Genomic DNA, 18521 nt, shown 5'->3' on the forward strand with positions numbered 1-18521 from the left:
ATATTGTTTAGGCTTGTTGTTTCTTTTTCCTGAAATAATCCCAGATGGAATAGCCAATGGCTCCGATCAGTAGGAAGACGATCAGGTAGGAGCTGGCGTTGGCAATTCGTTTAGCCATGAAATAGCCCTGCGGACGGAAAGCAAATTCGATCTCATGCTCACCTGCCGGAATACGCATGGCGCGCAATGTCCAATCGGCCCGGAAATGCGAAGCCGGTTGGCCGTCGATCGTTACCTCCCAGCCGGGCTGGTAATAGATCTCAGAGAAGACAGCCAGTTGTTCAGAAGCTGCCCGAGAGGTGTAATTCAAGCGGTTCGGGCGATAGCTGTTGAGCACGATCGTGGCCGTTTCATCAAACTGCGGGGTGAATCCTGCCAACTCCTCCGCATAGCGTTTGTCGACAACAGCCGTTTCCGACGGGTCGGTAGTCGCCAGCGCTGCCATCTCTTCATCGGCATTCTCTACCATCTTCACCTCCGACACAAACCAGGCGTCACCGCAGGCAAACGGATTGCGGATAGGCGGATATTCCGGGTTGTAGATGATATAACGGGCATTCAGCATATTCAGCGAATGGGTGTTGCGGAGGGTTGCGAATAGATCCAATTCCGACTGGGCATTCTGCAATGCTTTGATGATTTGGTTGACCTCGCCCCCCAACCGGTAGGTGATCAGATCCTGGTAGCTCCTCAGTTTAGCCGCGTGATAGCCCCCTACCGAACGGTGGAAATAGGAGGTATAGGTCTCTTCAAAGGTGTTTTGCAGGTTGACTACCCGGTAAGCGGGGTCTTTGTCTTTCAATATCTCCTGATTGGCAACGGAGGGTTTGAACGCCTCTTGTAGTTTTTCTGTTTTATATCGGTCTACGTCTACATAGCGACGATCCACTCCCCAAAGATCCACCAATGTGAGTACCGCCAATCCCGCGCAAACGATCATAGAGACCTTCTTTTTATCTTTCGATTTCATCAACAGGAAGACAAGTCCAGCTCCCAGCAGAATAAAGATCAGGGAACGGAATGCATCCGAAGAGGCCATCGCAGCCCGGTCGACCAACAGGGCATTATACCAGGGCTGGGTATTATATCCATGTAATACGTCGCCATCCGTCTGGAAACTAAAGAAGGCGTTAGGGAACAACCAAACGATGAGGCAAAGTCCACCGGTAATCGCCAGCGACCAGATCAGCCCCGTTTTCAATGTTTTAGCTTCCAATTTATTATCTAAGATCTCTTTCAATCCCCAACAGGCGATAATAGGAAATACCAGTCCGGGAATAACCAATGCCATTTCGGGCGTACGGAATTTATTGTACATCGGGAAATAGTAGAACATGAAATCATTGAACCAGGTGAGGTTCTTACCCAACGAGAGGAGGACGAAGAACAAGGCTCCGCCAAACATCCACCATTTCATTGGATGACGGATCACAAACATGCCCAATACAAACAGAAAACAGATGATAGCTCCAAAGTACACCGCCCCTTCCGTAAAGGGCTTGCTGCCCCAGTAGGTCGGCATCATCACCTCTTTCCCTACCTGATAGCCATTCTTACGCAAAAACTGATGGGTCTCGGACGTATTGTCGAGGGTGGTGCCCGAACCGCGTCCATAGACGTCGGGAATCAGGAATGTCATCAGTTCGCCCCGTCCATAACTAAAGGAGAAAGCATAGTCTTTATCCATGCCGGTGGCCGGTCTCTCGCCCGTCTCGGGCTGTGTCAGTTCGGAAGGAGCGCGAAGGCTCGTCTTACTCATTTCCAAATTGCTATAGAGGGTAGCCAGGTTAGGCAAGATGCCCAATAGCGCTGCTACAGCCATGATGGCTGTTGTCTTGATCAGCTTTTGGTATGTCTTTTCTTTGATGTTCTGGTAAACAAATCCGAAAAAGATAATCACGCAGAAGAGCGCCAGGTAGTAGGTGATCTGCAAATGCCCTTCCAGCGTAGAGAAAGCGATACTCAAGGCAAACAGGACACCGCCCCAGAGCATTTTCCCCCGGAACAGAAGCGCCATGCCCGCCAGGGTCAGAGGCATATAGGCAATCACGTAGGCTTTTGAAATATGTCCGGCGCCGATAATGATAATGTTATAAGAGGCCAAAGCGTAGGCAATAGCGCCCAGGATAGCCAGCCAGCGGTTGACCCCCATGACACACATCAGGATATAAAAAGCGATCAGCGCAGCCAGGATAATGCCTGCCCCCATCGCATCGATGTTTTTGATTAGTTGAAGAAGCGCTGGCAGCGGATTGAAACTACCACCCGGTGCCCCGACCTGGTAAGCCGGCATACCGGAAAACATGGAGCCAATCCAAAAGGATGTCTCCCCTTCTTTTTCATAATAATCGATTGACTCTTGAATCATCCCCACAAACTTCTGAGAGTCTCCCTGTTGCATCACCTTCCCTTCAACGACAGAAGGATAAAAATAGACAGTAACAATACCCAGGAAGAGAATCAGAGCACCTACGTGCCAACCATACTTTTTGATCAGATCTCGCATAACTTATTTCTTTGTTTCGCACAAAATTAGGGTAATTATTTTAATATGAGTTCATGCGCGCGGGAATAAATGGGAATTTATGCGTTGCTGTTCTGCTTGATCGTTTAATAGCAAGGAAATATTTCTCCCGGGAGTTTGCCAAGTACCCCCGGGAGTATAGTCGCGAAGTCTCGCGTAAATCTCAAAATGATAGTAGGTTTGGTTACCAGCCAGGGTTATTCCCTAATTCCTGACCATTAGACAATGAATTTAACCAGGCAACAGGAATTGGGCGAAGACTGAATTTAGCATTGGTTGTTGCACTCAGTTCGGAGGTCACAGCACCTTCGATATGCGTGATATCCCAGTTGTATTCCAAGGCACGTTCTGCCAGCTTACCGGTACGTGTCAGGTCATTCCAACGAGGTACCTCTCCAAATAGTTCGAGCGCACGTTCGTTCAACACGTCATCAATTGTAACTGTTCCTGAATAGAGCGTCAAACCCGTTTCCGGTGCATTATTCGATGCGCGCTGACGCACGGCATTTATGTAGTTCAAAGCTTTCGTATTGTTATTCGCCTTCACCGCGGCTTCTGCTGCGATCAGATAGGTCTCCGCTAAACGAAACAGGAAAATGTCACGTCCTACTTGTCCCACTTCTCCTCCTGTTCCTCCATGTTGCATATTGGCATCTTTAAACTTCCAAACAGGCAACCAGGTGCGCGAACCGGAGTCACCTCCTTGATTTCCCATAATGTAATAGTCATCATTTGCCGCGTCTTTATAGGATTTTTCCTGCAAACTACCCAATGGATAATTGAAATAATACTTCCCTTTTGTTTTCGCCTCATTCTTTTCCGCTGTAGTATATACATGGTTGTTGAAACCGCCATCGAGTGGAACAGGGAAATAGATCACCGGCTCGTTTTTAGGCACAACAGAGCCATTAATACTTACAAAGTAGTTTTCACCGGCCGTACGTCCGTCAATGGATGTGGCTGCATCACCGTTATAAGGAGACATAAAAGTGACACGCGCACGCTGATCCTTTTTCCAGTCAAAAAGTAGATAGGTATATTTGGTCGGCATAATAGAATGAGCAGCAGCATCGGCTCCATACCGATTATCCGGTGCTAAGTCCACCCAACCTTCCCGATAAACCGGCATGTAAAATTCAGGGAAGACATTTCCCCAATACTTATCTTTTTGAGCAAAATTGATACAAAAGATTATTTCATCGTTTTCTTCGTTTGTCTGGCGATGTACCAAGGCGTAATCTTCCAGCAGTGTATGTCCCGAATTGGCTATCACATCTTCCGCGTCAGCCAAGGCATTGGTGAAGTCGGATTGAGAGCCATAGGTCTGATAGCCTCGCGTTAGATAAACAAGAGAACGAAGATGCTTCGCGGCGGCTTTAGAAACACGTCCATATGAGCTTGCTGTTTGTTGCATGGGTAAACTGGAGTTTAATACATCGTTCAGATCTGCCAGAATTTGATCGTAAAACTTATCTCCGCTATCTAACTGAGAAACAGTAGACACCTCTGTCGGTTCATGCAAAATAAGCGGAGCTTGTCCCCAATTCCGAACGATATCAAACAGATAAAGAGCGCGCAGGAATTTGACTTCAGCAACCCGTTGAGCCAGTAAGTTCTCATCCATACCATCACGCGGATCTTGTGTTTTCGTAATTACATTTTCCGCACGGTCGATGGCTGCATTTACATTTTTTAGCGCAGCATACAAACTTGTCCATTGAAGATATACAAATCCATTATCGCTATGATACAAAGTGTATTTATTAATTGCGGCAAGCGTAGGAGCATTCGGTGCATTTTGCGTGACGATATCCGTGCCTAATTGAGACAATACATTATAGTTCTTTGTGTTATAAACAGACTTCATGGTGTTATAACATCCATTGATTAAACTCTCGTAACCAATAGCGGTTGCAAAGTATTTCTCCGCAGACTGACCTGCTATATTTTCCTCATCCAAGAATGACGAGCAACTTGAAATAAGGAGTGTTGTTGCAAAGAAAACTGTTATTGCAAGTATATTTTTCCTTTTCATAATCTCTTAATATAATATGGTTCTTAATTAAAATTCTACATTTACACCGATGATAGCATTGACAGTCATAAAGTCGGTACTACCAATGGCAACACGCATTTGCTCCGGATTGAACGCATACTTATCGCGTGTCCAGATAAAGGGATTCTGCACAGTGGCATACACACGTAAGTTGCTCAGATCAAGTTTTTGTACCAGATTTTTATTCAATGTATAGCCCAGAGAAATATAGTTTACTTTTAAGTAATCGGTAGATCCTAAACGATGTGACGCGCATGCTTTCGATTCATCCCTGTTCCAAGTATCGCTTCGCCCTTTATCCCGGTCGTAGGGGTCGCTACTACTTGGGCGGTGAAAATCATTTGTCGGATTTTCCGGAGTCCAATAGTTATATTTGAGATTATTAAAATTCTGTGTGTTGTATTCTAAAGCAAAAGAAACTAAATATTGGTTATAGACTTTGGCTCCTGTCTGGAATGACATCTGAAATGAGAAATCAAGGTTTCTATAGGTGAATGTATTAGTCATCCCTCCCGTAAAGTCGGGAGTATGTTTCCCATTGATGACACGGTCAGCATCTGTTATTTCCCCATCCTGATTCAAATCCAGTGGTTTATAATGTCCGGGTTTAGCGCCGTATTTAGCTGCTTCCGCTTCTTCGCCCAACTGATAGACTCCCTGAGTCATCATGCTGAAGTTGATGTCGATGGGCTGTCCGATAATCCATAAGTTGTTGTAATCACCCACCATACCTTGGAGAGACGGTCCTTTGGAAGAGAGATCCTCTTTATAGGCCAAATCAACGATCCGATTTTTATTATAGGCAAAATTGAATTGTGTAGTCCAGGAGAAGTCTTTGGTACGTATATTTTCCGAATTAATCATAAACTCAACCCCCGTATTACGTACAGAACCAACATTGTCGGTTACGGAAGTATAACCGGTAGTAACAGGGATCGTCTTGTTCATAATCAAATCTTTTGTCAATCTGTTATAGTATTCTATATTCCCGGAAATGCGATTGTCAAAAAGACCGAAGTCCAATCCAATATTGTATTCAGTTGTGCGCTCCCAACCTAAATTCGGGTTGCGCATATTTCCTGGTAGATAACCTTGCGCATCGGTGGTTCCAAACACATAGTAGTTAACCGCACTGGTGGATCCTTCGGTCTGATACGCTCTTACATTATCATTACCACTTTGACCATAACTCAAACGAAGCTTTAAGTTTGTGAGCCAGTCAATCTCTTTCATAAATTCTTCACCGGACAGACGCCATGCCAGAGCTGCCGAAGAGAATGAACCCCATTTATTCCCTTCTGCCAATTTGGAAGAGCCATCGAAACGAATACTGGCTGTCACAAAATAATTGTCGCGAAATGAATAATTCGCCCGGGCTAAATAAGACATGAGGCTTGTCTTCGTAAAACCGGATGTTGAGCTATTCGTTGTTCCCCCTTGCAGATTATACCACAAAGAATTGTAAGAAAGATTATTACCGATTCCTCTTAATCGTTCTTCTTGATTTTGCACCATTGAAAACACGCCCATCACATCGAAGCGGTGTTCTTTTTTTGCAAAACGATAGCTGATCTGATTATCCCACATCCAATTGGTATAGCTATTTTTTTCATAATTACTATTGGGCAAATTACCACTGCGGTTCTCTGTATAGGAACCTAAGTATTGGCCTGCCTCGTAAAAACGTATATTCGGAGAGAAGGTTGTTTTGATGGAAAGATCCTTGGCCGGAAGAATTTCTAAATAAATATTCCCCATCAGATTATAGTTTTTACGCTTGTTGGTCGCATTCTTTTGTGTAAGCAGTGGATTATAGCGACCATTAGAATACTTTGTCTCTTCTTCGCCGGTAATCAGATTGGTTGGATGATATGTTGGTCGCATTCTCATAGCGGTTGTCATCATTCCCGTACCAGTATCCCGTACCGTATGTGTGCCATAGGCGTTAATTCCAAATCTTAGGTAATCTTTCGGTTTTACATCGACTGAAGTACGCAGGTTATAACGGGAATATTCTTCCGGATCTATCATACCGTCTTCATAATAGTAACCGGCAGAAATCGCATAGGTAGAAATGTCGCTTCCTCCTGAAGCCGAAATAGAATGATTGGTCATTACACCTGAATGGCTGACGGCATCTAACCAATCAAAATAATTGCCCTCTTCAATCGCTTTTAATTCCGACGCGGTAAAAATCTCGCTGTCCTGCTTATATTGGTTATTGTTTGAAGTACGTACGGCTTCACGAGCCAATTGTACATACTCCTCACCAGACATCATCTTGGGTAAGTTGGTATAATTGCGAAAACCGGCGTAGCCGCTGTAGTTAATCTTCACATCTCCTTTTTTACCACGTTTGGTAGTGACAAGTACGACTCCATTAGATGCCCGTGAACCATAAATGGCTGTTGACGAGGCATCTTTCAGAATGTCTATGCGATCAATATCATCCGGATTGATATTCGAAAGCGATCCTCCTTGTACTCCGTCAATAACAACCAGGGGAGAGGTACTTCCACTAATGGTATTTAAGCCACGAATTAAGATATTGTATTCGCTCCCCGGTTTACTACTCGAACGAGAAATCTGTACTCCCGGCATGGTGCCTTGCAAAGAACCTACCGCATCGGTATTTCCTCCACGTATTAAATCTTTTGTAGAAACGGAAGAAACAGAGCCTGTCAGGTCTGATTTCTTTACGACTCCATAACCCACAACAACGACTTCCTCTAACGTTTCCGAATCTTCTTTCATTATAATATTCAACGATTGCCCTGGGGCAGCCGTTAGCTCCTCCGTGACATACCCGACATAGGATATGAGCAATCGGCTATTCGCTTTCACATTTAAAGTGAAGCGTCCGTCAATGTCAGAAACAGTTCCGTTCGTTGTCCCTTTTTCCACAATGGAGGCACCAATAATAGATTCTCCATTCGAATCTTTTAGTGTACCTGTTACCTTAAAACTGTTTTGAGCAAAACCTTCGGCTGTCCCCATCCAGAAAATGGCGATCAAACAAAGGAAAAGCTTGCCTAAAAATGTTTGTTTCATAATGTGAGATTTTAAAGTGTAATTTATTAGTAAATACTCTATAGCTATTTTTTGTAGTTATTATAAGAACGAATACCTTACTCTAAACACCCAAGAGAAGGTGAAATAAATGAGAAAAGCTTAATTGAGATAGATCTCTTTGGGTGTTTTTAGCCTTTGACTCGTTTATCTCTCAGAAGGATCAATCAAAAATTAAGATTAATAATATTTATCGTATGAAATCAAATGCAAGCTTATTTCTGTTTCTGTTTCTTTTGTTCTGTGTTGGTTGTGATCAAACTAAGCAACAGGAAACAGATATGAATCTGGATTATTGTGTGGCGCAGGCAACAAAAACTATGGAAATGGTTACGGATCACACCCGTATGCCCAATAGTATCGATGCGGGAAGTACTGAATGGCATTTCACGCGACCCGGTTCGTGGACAAGTGGCTTTTGGCCCGGTATTCTTTGGTATCTTTATGAATATACCGGTGATGCGACATGGAAAAGTGAAGCAGAAAAATTTACTGCATTGATTATCCCAAGTGCTACCGGACCTGCACGAAGTCATGATGTTGGATTCCTGTCCTACTGTAGTATAGGAAATGGATATCGACTGACGAACGATCCGAATTACAAACAGGCTTTGTTGCAAGCTGCTGATTCGGTGTCTGTTCTTTACAAGCCACAAGTGGGCACCTTCCTTTCCTGGCCAAACATGGTGAAGCGAATGGGATGGAAGCACAATACCATCATTGATAATATGATGAATATGGAGCTCTTGTTTTGGGCTGCAAAAAATGGAGGTGATCAACGTCTGTATGAGATGGCTTATAAGCATGCGGAAACAACCATGAAAAATCATTTTCGCCCGGACGGAAGTTGCTATCATGTTATTGTGTATGACGATCAGACGGGTGAGTTTATCAAAGGGGTAACCCATCAGGGCTATGCCGATCATACCATGTGGGCGCGTGGGCAGGCATGGGCTATCTATGGGTTCATCATGGCTTACCGGGAAACCGGAGATATCCGTTTCTGGCAGACGGCACAGAAAGCAACAGATATTTACCTGCAACGTCTGCCGGATGATTATGTGCCCTATTGGGACTTTGACGCTCCACAGATTCCGAACGAATCTCGGGATGCTTCGGCTGCCGCTATTGTTGCTTCTGCATTGCTTGAAATGTCTGTATTAGCAGAAAATAAAGAAGAGAGTAAGGCATATCGTACGGCAGCCAATAAGATGTTGGACAGTTTGTCTTCTGTCCATTACCAAAGCAGGGAGGTCAATACAGCCTTTTTGCTCCATTGCACGGGACATAGACCGAACGGATATGAGATCGATGCTTCCATTATTTACGCTGATTATTATTACATTGAAGCGCTGTTGCGACAGAAGAAGCTGAATGAAGGGAAAAGTATCTATAAATAAAAACCGATTAGTTGATTACGAATAAAAATACATGAAGGATATGAAATTTTTGAAAGCATTCGTCTTTGTTGTTTGTAGCATTTCTTGGCTGTCGGCAGCGGAAGTGACGATCCAATCGCCTGACAATCGGTATAAAGTGGTGATACAGGAAAAGGGAAATCGCCTGGGGTTTACGCTTGACTTTGAGGGAAGAACGGTGGTCTATCCTTCGCTTTTAGGTATTCAGGCCAATGCGGATTGGAAAGAGGGAGTGAAGATCGGAGAGGTGAGCCGTCATACGGTTGACCAAAATTGGACACCTGTTTATGGCGAGCGAGCTATTGTAAAAGAACATTACAACAGCTGTCTGATCAACCTGTCGTTGGATGGCAATCGTCGGGGACGTTTACAGCTGGAGGTGCGCGCGTATGATGAAGGTGTGGCCTTTCGCTATGTTTTCCCCGGCGGAGAGTATTTGCATATTACCGATGAATATACAGAATTTACGCTTCCCGAAGGGAGCATGGCATGGTACACAGCACGTGCGCAAACTGCTTACGAGCGGTTACCGCTGAAGAACTGGCCGGGAGAAAGCGAACGTCCGTTGGTGGTGGAATTGCCCGAAGGACCTTATCTGTTGCTTACAGAGGCGGAAGTGGTCAACTATGCGAGGACAAAATTTGCCTTGAGCGAGAAACCCAATACGATCCGAAGCGTGATGTACGGCGCGGTGGATGAGATTGCTCCCTTTTCTACTCCCTGGCGGGTGATGATGGTGGCTAATAAGCCGGGTGAACTGATTGAGAATAACGATCTATTACTCAATCTAAACCCTCCTTCCCGTATAGAGAATCCCTGGTGGATCACCCCGGGTAAGGTGATGCGCGAAGTAACCCTTACGACAGAAGGGGCAAAAGCCGTCGTTGATTTTGCCGTGAAACGGAACCTGCAATATGTTCATTTCGACGCGGGCTGGTATGGGCCGGAAAATGATTGGCGCTCTGACGCGACGACAGTAACGTTGGATCCCGGTCGCAATCCGAATCCTGACGCCCTCGATCTGCAGGAAGCGATTGCTTATGCGAAGAAACATAATAAGAAGGTTATCCTGTATGTCAATCAGCGTGCGTTGGCACGTCAGTTAGACGAGATACTCCCGCTCTATAAGAGCTGGGGGGTAGATGGGCTGAAATTTGGGTTCGTACAGGTGGGTTCACAGGTTTGGACAAAATGGATGCACGACGCGGTTGTCAAATGCGCCGAATATGGATTGGTAGTCGATATACACGATGAATACCGCCCTACCGGATTTAGTCGAACTTATCCGAATCTGATGACACAGGAAGGCATCCGAGGGAATGAAGAGTTTCCCGATGCGACACACAATGCTTTATTGCCATTTACCCGTTTCACTCAAGGGGCGGGGGATTATACGATTTGCTATTACCGCCGCGATTTTAACGGAACAGGGAAATCGGACACCTCACACGGATTGGTAAATGCACGCTTGTTAAGCACTACTCCTTCCCATCAACTTGCATTGGCTGTTATTTATTATAGTCCGCTGCAATATGTTTACTGGTATGACAAGCCGTCGGAAAGCCAGGACGAACCGGAGCTGGAGTTTTTCGATAACGTTCCTACGGTTTGGGACGACACGAAAGTGATCGATGGGCGTCCTGCGGAATTTATCTCTATGGCACGTCGCAGCGGGGACGACTGGTTTGTAGGTTCAATCACCAATACAGAAGCGCGTCGGATCTCTATCCCGTTCGACTTTTTGGATCCGGCAGCCACCTATACCGCGCATATCTACGAGGATAACCCGAAAGTGAAGACACGTACCAAGGTGGGGATTCGGCATCTGCGAGTAACCGCCCAAACCGTACTTGACGTAACTCTACTGTCTTCAGGAGGGCAAGCCATTTGGATTACTAAAAACAAATAAGCAATAAGGCATGAATAGGTTTATTAAATATTGCCTCCTTTTGTTAATATGCTTTTTTCAAATAGGGAAGGCGCAACAACCTGTCGATTTGGTCAATCCTTTTATCGACAGCCATAAGTCGCGTTGGTTCTTTTTTAGCTCTGCTTCGCGCCCGTTCGGGATGGTTAATCTGAGTCCCGACACAGATACGCGGGCGTCTTGGGGGTCGGGCTATCTGTATGGGAGTTCGCATATCCGCTGCTTCAGCCATATCCATGCGTGGCAGATGTCGGGTGTGGCTGTGATGCCAACCGTGGGTGAATTTAAAGGACATAAAGGGATGGATGCCTATCAGTCGCAGTTTTCCCACCAGGGAGAGATTGCTAAGCCGGGATATCATAAGGTATATTTAACGGATTATGATATTTGGGCAGAACTGACTTCTTCTACCCGGGTGGGTTTCCATAAATATACATTCCCCAAAAGCGAGGAGTCCTATATTCTTATTGATATTGGCGCTTATCTGGCACATGGTCCCAAAGCGCATGCCGAAGCCTGGAAAGTATCGGACAGAGAAATTGCCGGTTACGAAATAATGGAACGGACAGGGCGAAGACCGAAAGATACACCAGTCTATTTCTATATAGAATTTAATAAGCCGTTCGAAGAGGTAAAGATGTGGAAAGACAGTTTGACTGTTCGTAGTTCGATTAGCCCGGAACGAATCTCAGGACATAATGCCGGCATGGCGGTTCGCTATACAACAGAAAAGGACGAAGCGGTATATCTAAAAGTAGGTATCTCTTATGTCAGCGTAGAACAGGCAAAAAAGAACCTAAAAGAGGAGATGCCGCATTGGAACTTTGAAGAGGTAAAAGAAGACTCTTTTGACGAATGGAACCGAATGCTCAGCCGCATCGAAGTTGAAGGAGGAACTTACGAACGTAAAGTGAAACTATACACAGACTTATGGCATGCCTTGTTGGGACGGCGTATCGTTAGCGATGTGGATGGGCAATATATGGATTTGACAGGAGACTATCCGCGCGTACGGCAGGTTCGCCTTGATGCTGACGGCAAGCCACTCTTCCCGCATCATAATTTTGATGCCTGGTGGGGCAGTCATTGGTCTCTTAGTATCCTTTGGTCGATAGCCTATCCGGAGGTGATTGATGCATTTTGCAATACGATGGTCGATATGTACCGTAATGGTGGATTGATTCCGCGAGGACCATCCGGCGGGAATTATACCTTTGTGATGATAGGTGATCCTTCGACTCCTTTCTTCGCAACAGCCTACAATAAGGGAATACGTAATTATGATGTGGAGACTATGTATGAGGGGCTACGCAAGAATGCGTTTCCTGGAGGTAGCCGCGATCATTCGGGCTACGAACACCGAAAAGAGGCAACAGGCGGAGGTATGAATTACTATGTCGATTTGGGTTATGTGCCGCAGGATCGCCCACGTGTAACAATTCATAGTGAGGCTTCTACTGCAATGACTTTGGAATATACGTATCAGGACTGGTGTTTGGCGCAAATTGCGAAATCAATGGGTAAAACAGATGATTATCGCTTCTTTATGCAACGCTCGCAAAACTACCGTAATCATTGGAATCCAAAATCTGCCTATATGCATCCACGTAATCGGGACGGATCCTGGATCTCGGATTTCCATCCACTTGACCTGAAAGGGTTTTGCGAGAGCAACTCGGCTATCTATTCCTATTTTGTGCCACATGATATGGAAGGACTGGTCAGCCTTATGGGAGGAAAAAAGAAATTCTCCCAACGGTTAAATCATGCGTTTGAACGTTCAGCACCCGGCGGCTTCTTTCGCATTCATGGGAAGCGAGATGAAATGGCAAACTGGACAGATTATGGTAATCAGCCGGGAACAGGAATGGCTCATCTATTTAACTATGCGGGTACTCCTTGGCTAACGCAATACTGGGTACGACAGGTAAAAGATGAATATAGCAACATCGATCCTTTTGGCGGTTATAAAGATGATGAAGATCAAGGACAGATGGGTGCTTTAGGAGTCTTAATGGCCATTGGCCTGTTTGAGGTAGATGGTGGTGCAGCGGAGACGCCTGTTTATGAGATCACCACGCCGTTGTTTGAGAAGGTGACGATTCATCTCAACAACGATTATTACCCTGGGAAAGAATTTGTGATAAAAACAAAGAAGAACCCGGAAGAGAATATCTATATCCGGAAAGCTACTCTTAATGGAAAGAACCATTCTGATTGCTGGTTCCACCATAGTGAGTTTGTAAAAGGAGGCCTGTTGGAATTGGAATTGGATAACAAGCCGAACAAGAAGTGGGGAACTAATCCGCCACCCACTTATACATTATCTGAAGAATAGGGATGTCTTCACTACTTTGAGATTATTTATACTAAGTGTTATCGCCGGCAATGCAATCTTGTCGGCGATATTTATATATTTCAATTACACTTATTTTCTGATTTTATCTGTTTCATATACTCCTGTGGCGTCTGTCCGGTTACATTTTTAAATATACGGAAAAAGGAGGATCGGGAATTGAAACCACATTGTTGGGCAAGAGCAACAATCGTGTATTTCTCCTGTTCGCCCGCGTTTATTTTCTTAATAAATTCATTGACACGGTATTCGTTTACAAAATCAGCAAAGCTTTTCTGTACAGCATCCCTGAAGATAAGAGTCAATTCTTTATTTGAACATTTGAGCTCGGCTGTGAGATGCGACATTTTTAGTTCCGGATCGAGGTACCTTTTTTTCTCTTCCATAAGCGTTAGTAGAGCCTGATACTGTTCTGTATAGTCTTTGTTATCCGGTTCCGGTTTTGAAATTTTATTTTTTATTTTCTTATTTGCCTTGTTGATCAGGCGTTTTAATCTTCGCCAATACCAAATCCAAAGTAGTAACAGGATGATAAATAATGCGGCAAGAGCAGCCAAAGACCACTGAGGGGTGACAATGACATGGATCTGTTTTTCAAACTCTGGTGAATTTTGCAATCGTACCCGGAATAGGTATTTCCCTGGAGCTACATCTTCATAGGAAATGGTTGTTTGTCCTCTTCCAAGTGTTTGCCAATCATCCATATGTCCCTCCAGCATGGTTTCGAAAATATTATCATACGGATAGATATAATCCAACGTGATAAAACGAAAACCGAAAGAATTTTGAAGCCAGGAGAGTTTAATCTCCGATTCCTCGTTGATGCTCTTTCTCAAAGGCTTTTCGCCTGTTGTTATTTCTTTTCCATTGATGTATAGTTGAGTTAACCGGATGGGATCGATATCTGTTTGTGTATGAATCTGATTCAAATCGCAATAGATCAATCCGTTTTCGTTGCCCCACCACAACCTTTTTTTCTCTTCTTCGTAATAACAGGCCGCTGGATTGAATGTCAGCCCCGGCAGACCATCCGAAAGCCAAAATGTCTGTGATTTATGATCCGTAAAAGAGCCCCGGAAAAGTCCCTTCTGAGTGGCAACCCAATAGTAGCCCAATTCATCTTCCATAATACTGGAGATGGCGTTATAGGGCAGTGAGTGGGCGGTCGTATAGTGATTGCTATTCGACAATGAGCTATTTACCGTATAGAGACCGTTTGTTTCTGTACAAAACCAAATGTTTGCATTACTGTCTTCAAAGATATGTGTTACCTTGCAATTATCCATTGAAGGATGAAGGCAGTCGACCTTCTTAAAATCCTCCTCTTCGGGATCAAAATAACAAACGCCACTCTTAGTCCCTGCCCATACTCGTCCGAAGGAATCGATCATAGTTGAATGAACCAGATTGTCAATCAGGGAAGAATTAGCAGCAGTGTACCGCACAAATTCTCCATTGGGTTGCAAGCGGATAATCCCTTTGAATGTGGCCATCCATATATGATGTTGTTTGTCGGAAGCAAAATGATAGAAGGCTCCTGACGTAAATATCTGATCATCAAGCAAACGGAAAGAGAGCGTGGCGGGATCGAAGAAGCAAAGCCCTTCTAATGTTCCTATCAAATAGCCTTTCCCATAGGGGTGGATGGCAGTGATTGTGTTAGATTGCAGCGCACGTGTTTCAGGTTGTTTCGCGTAGAATTCGCGCAACAAATTTCTATTTTCATCGATATAAATGAGGCCATCCCGTGTCCCGATCAATTTTTCGTTTTTTTGGATGCAAAGGGCACGCACCCGATGATTTAGTGAATGGAAAGATTGAAAGTCGTATACATTGAAATTGTGCTGAAGCGAGTAATTCAAACCCGTAGAGTATGTGCCGATCCATAGTCGGCCGTTGTCTTCCAGAAAAGAATAAATTGCGTTTGAACTAATCGAAGAGGTGTTTTTTCTATCGTGTTGATAAGTTGCTATCACCGAATTTTGGGACAAAGAAATCTTTTTTAGACCATCTCCGTCGGTGCCGGCCCAAAGGATATCTTTCCCATCTCCGGAAAGATATAGGATCGCATCATTCCCTACATCAATATATTTGGAGAACTGTTTCGTGCGGATATTGAATCGGAAAATTCCGGCACCTCGTGTTCCTAAATAAATGTTTGGCCCATTCCGATAAGGAGCGTAAAAAGCGCGATGTACATTATCTGAATAGAAGGTGAAAAGCGGTTCTTCTCCCGAGTAATCACAATGATAAAGATTGTTGTTTGTTGCCAGCCAGCAGCTCTGGTTTTCATCAGGAAGAATACCGAATATACGAACGGAAGAATAGTTGTCGGTGAATAGAGGATAATGGCGGAAATCATCTCCTATTTTGACAAACAGCCCATTCTCTGTTCCTACGAGCAACTGTCCTTTTTCATCAGTAGCAAGGGAATAAATAGGACAGTCAATCGGTGAATTATCTTTCGAAATATGCTTATCTATTATGTGTAAATTCCATAACCCCTTATCTGTGGCTATCCATAGATGGGATGCGTCTGTTTCAAGGATATCATAAATAGCTCCCAGATTCTCCTGTGGCGTGATATAATGCTCAATGGAAATACCATCGAAGCGATCCAGCCCATTTTGCATGCCCAGCCAAATAAACCCCTGGCTGTCTTTATATATTTTACGAATAAAATTGTTGGAAAGACCATCATCTACCGATAAGGAACGAAAAGGGATAGCCCATGCTGCAAACACTTGTAAGCAACCAACCAATAGAAACATGAATAAAGACTTCCTTTTCATGGCACGCATATCCTCCTTTACTTACAAATTTACATAAAAAATATGATTAATAACGGATTCTAAAAAGAAGTTCGACTTCCACTCAAGGGAAGCCTGACAAAAAATAGAAAGAATGGATTAACCATCTGAAGGCGTGCGGCCTATTTTAGTCTCAAAGTGCGGTTATTGGGACTGTTTATGTGTTTGAATATTAAATAGATAAATAAATTCATCCTAAATGAGCCCCCATGAGATACTCTTCAACGAAAAAAGGAGTGAACCTAAAAAAAAGAGGGATAACTTGCACTTATTAGACCAAGCGATATTTCTGATTCTTATACCATTAATATATTATGAAAACACATTGTCAGGATAGAACTGCACTACTGGAAGCAGTTTATAGGGAGAACTACCGCGAGATGCTTTTTTACGTCCAAAGGATTCTTAATGATGATTTTCTTGTTGAAGACATCATTCAAGATACCTTCACTCATCTTTATCTTCAAGAAACCCTATTTCTGTCGGAAAAAGTATTACGCGATTATGTCTACGGGTGTTTACGCAATCGCTGTATTGACCTCCTCCGTCGTAAGCGGCTATGGCGTGTTTACGAAGAGATATATCGCGATGAATATTTCTCAAAACCAATTTATATCGAACAAGAGAGTATTTACAATGAACTTCTCTCCTTAGTTGAATACCAAATAAACAAATTACCTCCCAAATGTAAACTTATCTTCTCGCTGAAATTCAGGGAAGGGCAGACCAATCCGGAGATTAGTAAACAGTTGAATCTTTCCATAAAAACAGTTGAAAATCAGTTGTTTATTGCCCGTAAGTCGCTAAAGGATTATTTATATCCCTATTTATGTTCTTGAAATAGAGTGTGCTGCTGCTTTGATAGGATGTTTTATGAGCAAAATTATATACTTTTGCCCCTCAGTTGAAACAAACAAAGGAGATGAAACAGGGGAAAGTCTATTTTGTGTCGGGCATAGATACTAATATTGGTAAGACGTATGCTACAGGGGCGATCGCTCGGGCGATGGCGGAGGCGGGTTGTTCGGTGATCACGCAGAAGATGATACAGACCGGTTGCCGGGAGCTGTCGGAAGATATCGAGATGCATCGCCGCATCCAGGGTATTCCATTGCTGGAGGAGGATCTTTCGGGGCTTACCTGTCCCTATCTCTATAGCTATCCCTGCTCTCCCCATATGGCGGCCGAAGAGGAGGGGCGACCGGTGAATCTGGACAGGATCACTGAGGCGACAAAAACGTTGCAGGAGCGCTACGACTATGTATTGTTGGAAGGCGCCGGCGGACTGATGGTGCCTATCGATCGAAACACCTTGACAATTGATTATCTCCAATCGAAAAATTATCCGTTGATACTGGTTACCTCCGGTAAACTGGGAAGCATCAACCATACCCTATTGAGCCTGGATGCCTGTCGGCAACGAGGGATCGAAGTGGCGGCTTTGGTCTATAACCTATACCCTTCTATCGATGCCAAGATCGAAGCGGCGACGTTGGACTACCTGCAAACGCAACTGCCCGGTATCCCCCTGATACTTTTGACGAAAATAGAGGAGGATGCCGGGCAGTGGCCGGATGTGCGGGCGTTGATCTAATCCAATTTGGTGGTGCCGAGTAGTTGAGCAACTTTGTTTTCCGCCATCTCTTTGATCTCGGGCGTCAAGCTCTCTTCTACGGTTTTCAAGACGAAGGCCATCACTGCCACATCGTCGGCAAAGCCAAGTACCGGCAATACACTCTCCGGAATAATATCGAACGGAAGCACGAAATAGCCCAACGCGCCAACGATATAGGCCTTGTGTTTGAACGACACCTCATCGCTTTGCAGCATATAATAAAGCTGTAACACCGGGCGCAACACCGTGGCACCCACCTTTTTCGCCACCCGTGAAATCTTTTTCCAGAAAGACTGTTCATCAAAATGATGGCCATATTTCTCTATTTCATGCACCTCTACATAAGGAACATCTTCAATCTTCTTTGCTTCCATAACGCTCTCCTTTTCATGAGATATAACAAGGTAAAGATAGTGAAAGTTGCCGGCGAAAAAAAATTCTCACCCGCGTGAGAATTTTTTCTGACGCTTTTTAAAGGGCTGAGAAAATGTAGGTTTGTATAAGTCTTTCAGCGAATAGATCGTAGTATCAGTATGCTGGAAATGGAAACCTAATTAAAAAACGAACAAAAGCAATTCTTATTTGTTCTTGCTCTTTATAACAACAAAACATGTGTTCATGAAATTACAAAATTTACACCCTTCAACACAGAGTCGGATTTCTTCGATTGTCATCTTTTTCTTGTCTTTTTTTCTTCTTATCGGCTGTACGGACGCGACAGATCCGAAAGAGGAAGAACCGGTCTT

General features: G+C 44.1%; 10 protein-coding genes. 5 read left to right on the forward strand and 5 right to left on the reverse strand.

Going from position 1 to position 18521, the window contains the following annotated elements; all coding sequences use genetic code 11:
- Window positions 1-7: 7 nt before the first annotated feature.
- The 3 genes from M2134_RS09485 to M2134_RS09495 all read right to left on the reverse strand — a co-directional run bounded on the left by M2134_RS09485 (window position 8) and on the right by M2134_RS09495 (window position 7631).
- Window positions 8-2506: a YfhO family protein gene (locus M2134_RS09485; RefSeq protein WP_280750776.1), complete on the reverse strand. Its 2499-nt coding sequence runs from the start codon at window positions 2504-2506 to the stop codon at window positions 8-10.
- A 202-nt stretch (window positions 2507-2708) separates the two neighbouring features.
- On the reverse strand, window positions 2709-4559 hold the full coding sequence (locus M2134_RS09490) for a RagB/SusD family nutrient uptake outer membrane protein (RefSeq protein ID WP_280750775.1): 1851 nt from the start codon (window positions 4557-4559) through the stop codon (window positions 2709-2711).
- 27 nt (window positions 4560-4586) lie between these two features.
- Window positions 4587-7631 carry a TonB-dependent receptor gene (locus tag M2134_RS09495; protein ID WP_280750774.1) on the reverse strand — a complete coding sequence of 1015 codons (3045 nt, stop codon included), beginning with the start codon at window positions 7629-7631 and terminating at the stop codon, window positions 4587-4589.
- A 215-nt stretch (window positions 7632-7846) separates the two neighbouring features.
- On the opposite strand from M2134_RS09495, the gene M2134_RS09500 reads away from it, so the two are divergent.
- Genes M2134_RS09500 through M2134_RS09510 form a run of 3 tightly spaced genes read left to right on the forward strand, consistent with a single transcriptional unit; the run spans window position 7847 to window position 13332 of the window.
- Window positions 7847-9049, forward strand: coding sequence for a glycoside hydrolase family 88 protein (locus M2134_RS09500; protein WP_280750773.1), 1203 nt, complete (start codon window positions 7847-7849; stop codon window positions 9047-9049).
- A 40-nt stretch (window positions 9050-9089) separates the two neighbouring features.
- Complete coding sequence (locus tag M2134_RS09505) at window positions 9090-10976, forward strand: glycoside hydrolase family 97 protein (protein ID WP_280750772.1); 1887 nt, start codon at window positions 9090-9092, stop codon at window positions 10974-10976.
- 10 nt (window positions 10977-10986) lie between these two features.
- The gene (locus tag M2134_RS09510; RefSeq protein WP_280750771.1) at window positions 10987-13332 is read left to right on the forward strand and encodes a GH92 family glycosyl hydrolase; all 2346 of its coding nucleotides are present in this window, start codon (window positions 10987-10989) and stop codon (window positions 13330-13332) included.
- Window positions 13333-13412: 80 nt separating this feature from the next.
- On the opposite strand, the gene M2134_RS09515 is transcribed toward M2134_RS09510, so the two are convergent.
- Window positions 13413-16142: a two-component regulator propeller domain-containing protein gene (locus M2134_RS09515; RefSeq protein ID WP_280750770.1), complete on the reverse strand. Its 2730-nt coding sequence runs from the start codon at window positions 16140-16142 to the stop codon at window positions 13413-13415.
- Window positions 16143-16474: 332 nt separating this feature from the next.
- Here M2134_RS09515 and M2134_RS09520 point away from each other — a divergent pair, with 332 nt between their 5' ends.
- Together M2134_RS09520 and bioD are read left to right on the forward strand one after the other, a co-directional pair.
- The gene (locus M2134_RS09520) at window positions 16475-16999 is read left to right on the forward strand and encodes a sigma-70 family RNA polymerase sigma factor (RefSeq protein WP_280750769.1); all 525 of its coding nucleotides are present in this window, start codon (window positions 16475-16477) and stop codon (window positions 16997-16999) included.
- 83 nt (window positions 17000-17082) lie between these two features.
- Complete coding sequence (gene bioD, locus M2134_RS09525; protein WP_280758163.1) at window positions 17083-17754, forward strand: dethiobiotin synthase; 672 nt, start codon at window positions 17083-17085, stop codon at window positions 17752-17754.
- On the opposite strand, the gene M2134_RS09530 is transcribed toward bioD, so the two are convergent.
- Window positions 17751-18149, reverse strand: coding sequence for a YkvA family protein (locus M2134_RS09530; RefSeq protein ID WP_280750767.1), 399 nt, complete (start codon window positions 18147-18149; stop codon window positions 17751-17753). The two genes, bioD and M2134_RS09530, sit on opposite strands and share 4 nt — an antisense overlap.
- Between the last annotated feature and the right edge of the window lie 372 nt (window positions 18150-18521).

The sequence above is a fragment of the Parabacteroides sp. PM6-13 genome, from assembly GCF_029892605.1.
In the GTDB taxonomy this organism is placed as follows: Bacteria; Bacteroidota; Bacteroidia; order Bacteroidales; family Tannerellaceae; genus QVMG01.

What these genes read in the sequence shown, in the direction of transcription:
- M2134_RS09485 (WP_280750776.1), bottom strand. Translation starts at nt 2,506, where the DNA reads ATGCGAGATCTGATCAAAAAGTATGGTTGGCACGTAGGTGCTCTGATT.
- M2134_RS09490 (WP_280750775.1), bottom strand. Translation starts at nt 4,559, where the DNA reads ATGAAAAGGAAAAATATACTTGCAATAACAGTTTTCTTTGCAACAACA.
- M2134_RS09495 (WP_280750774.1), bottom strand. Translation starts at nt 7,631, where the DNA reads ATGAAACAAACATTTTTAGGCAAGCTTTTCCTTTGTTTGATCGCCATT.
- M2134_RS09500 (WP_280750773.1), top strand. Translation starts at nt 7,847, where the DNA reads ATGAAATCAAATGCAAGCTTATTTCTGTTTCTGTTTCTTTTGTTCTGT.
- M2134_RS09505 (WP_280750772.1), top strand. Translation starts at nt 9,090, where the DNA reads ATGAAATTTTTGAAAGCATTCGTCTTTGTTGTTTGTAGCATTTCTTGG.
- M2134_RS09510 (WP_280750771.1), top strand. Translation starts at nt 10,987, where the DNA reads ATGAATAGGTTTATTAAATATTGCCTCCTTTTGTTAATATGCTTTTTT.
- M2134_RS09515 (WP_280750770.1), bottom strand. Translation starts at nt 16,142, where the DNA reads ATGAAAAGGAAGTCTTTATTCATGTTTCTATTGGTTGGTTGCTTACAA.
- M2134_RS09520 (WP_280750769.1), top strand. Translation starts at nt 16,475, where the DNA reads ATGAAAACACATTGTCAGGATAGAACTGCACTACTGGAAGCAGTTTAT.
- bioD (WP_280758163.1), top strand. Translation starts at nt 17,083, where the DNA reads ATGAAACAGGGGAAAGTCTATTTTGTGTCGGGCATAGATACTAATATT.
- M2134_RS09530 (WP_280750767.1), bottom strand. Translation starts at nt 18,149, where the DNA reads ATGGAAGCAAAGAAGATTGAAGATGTTCCTTATGTAGAGGTGCATGAA.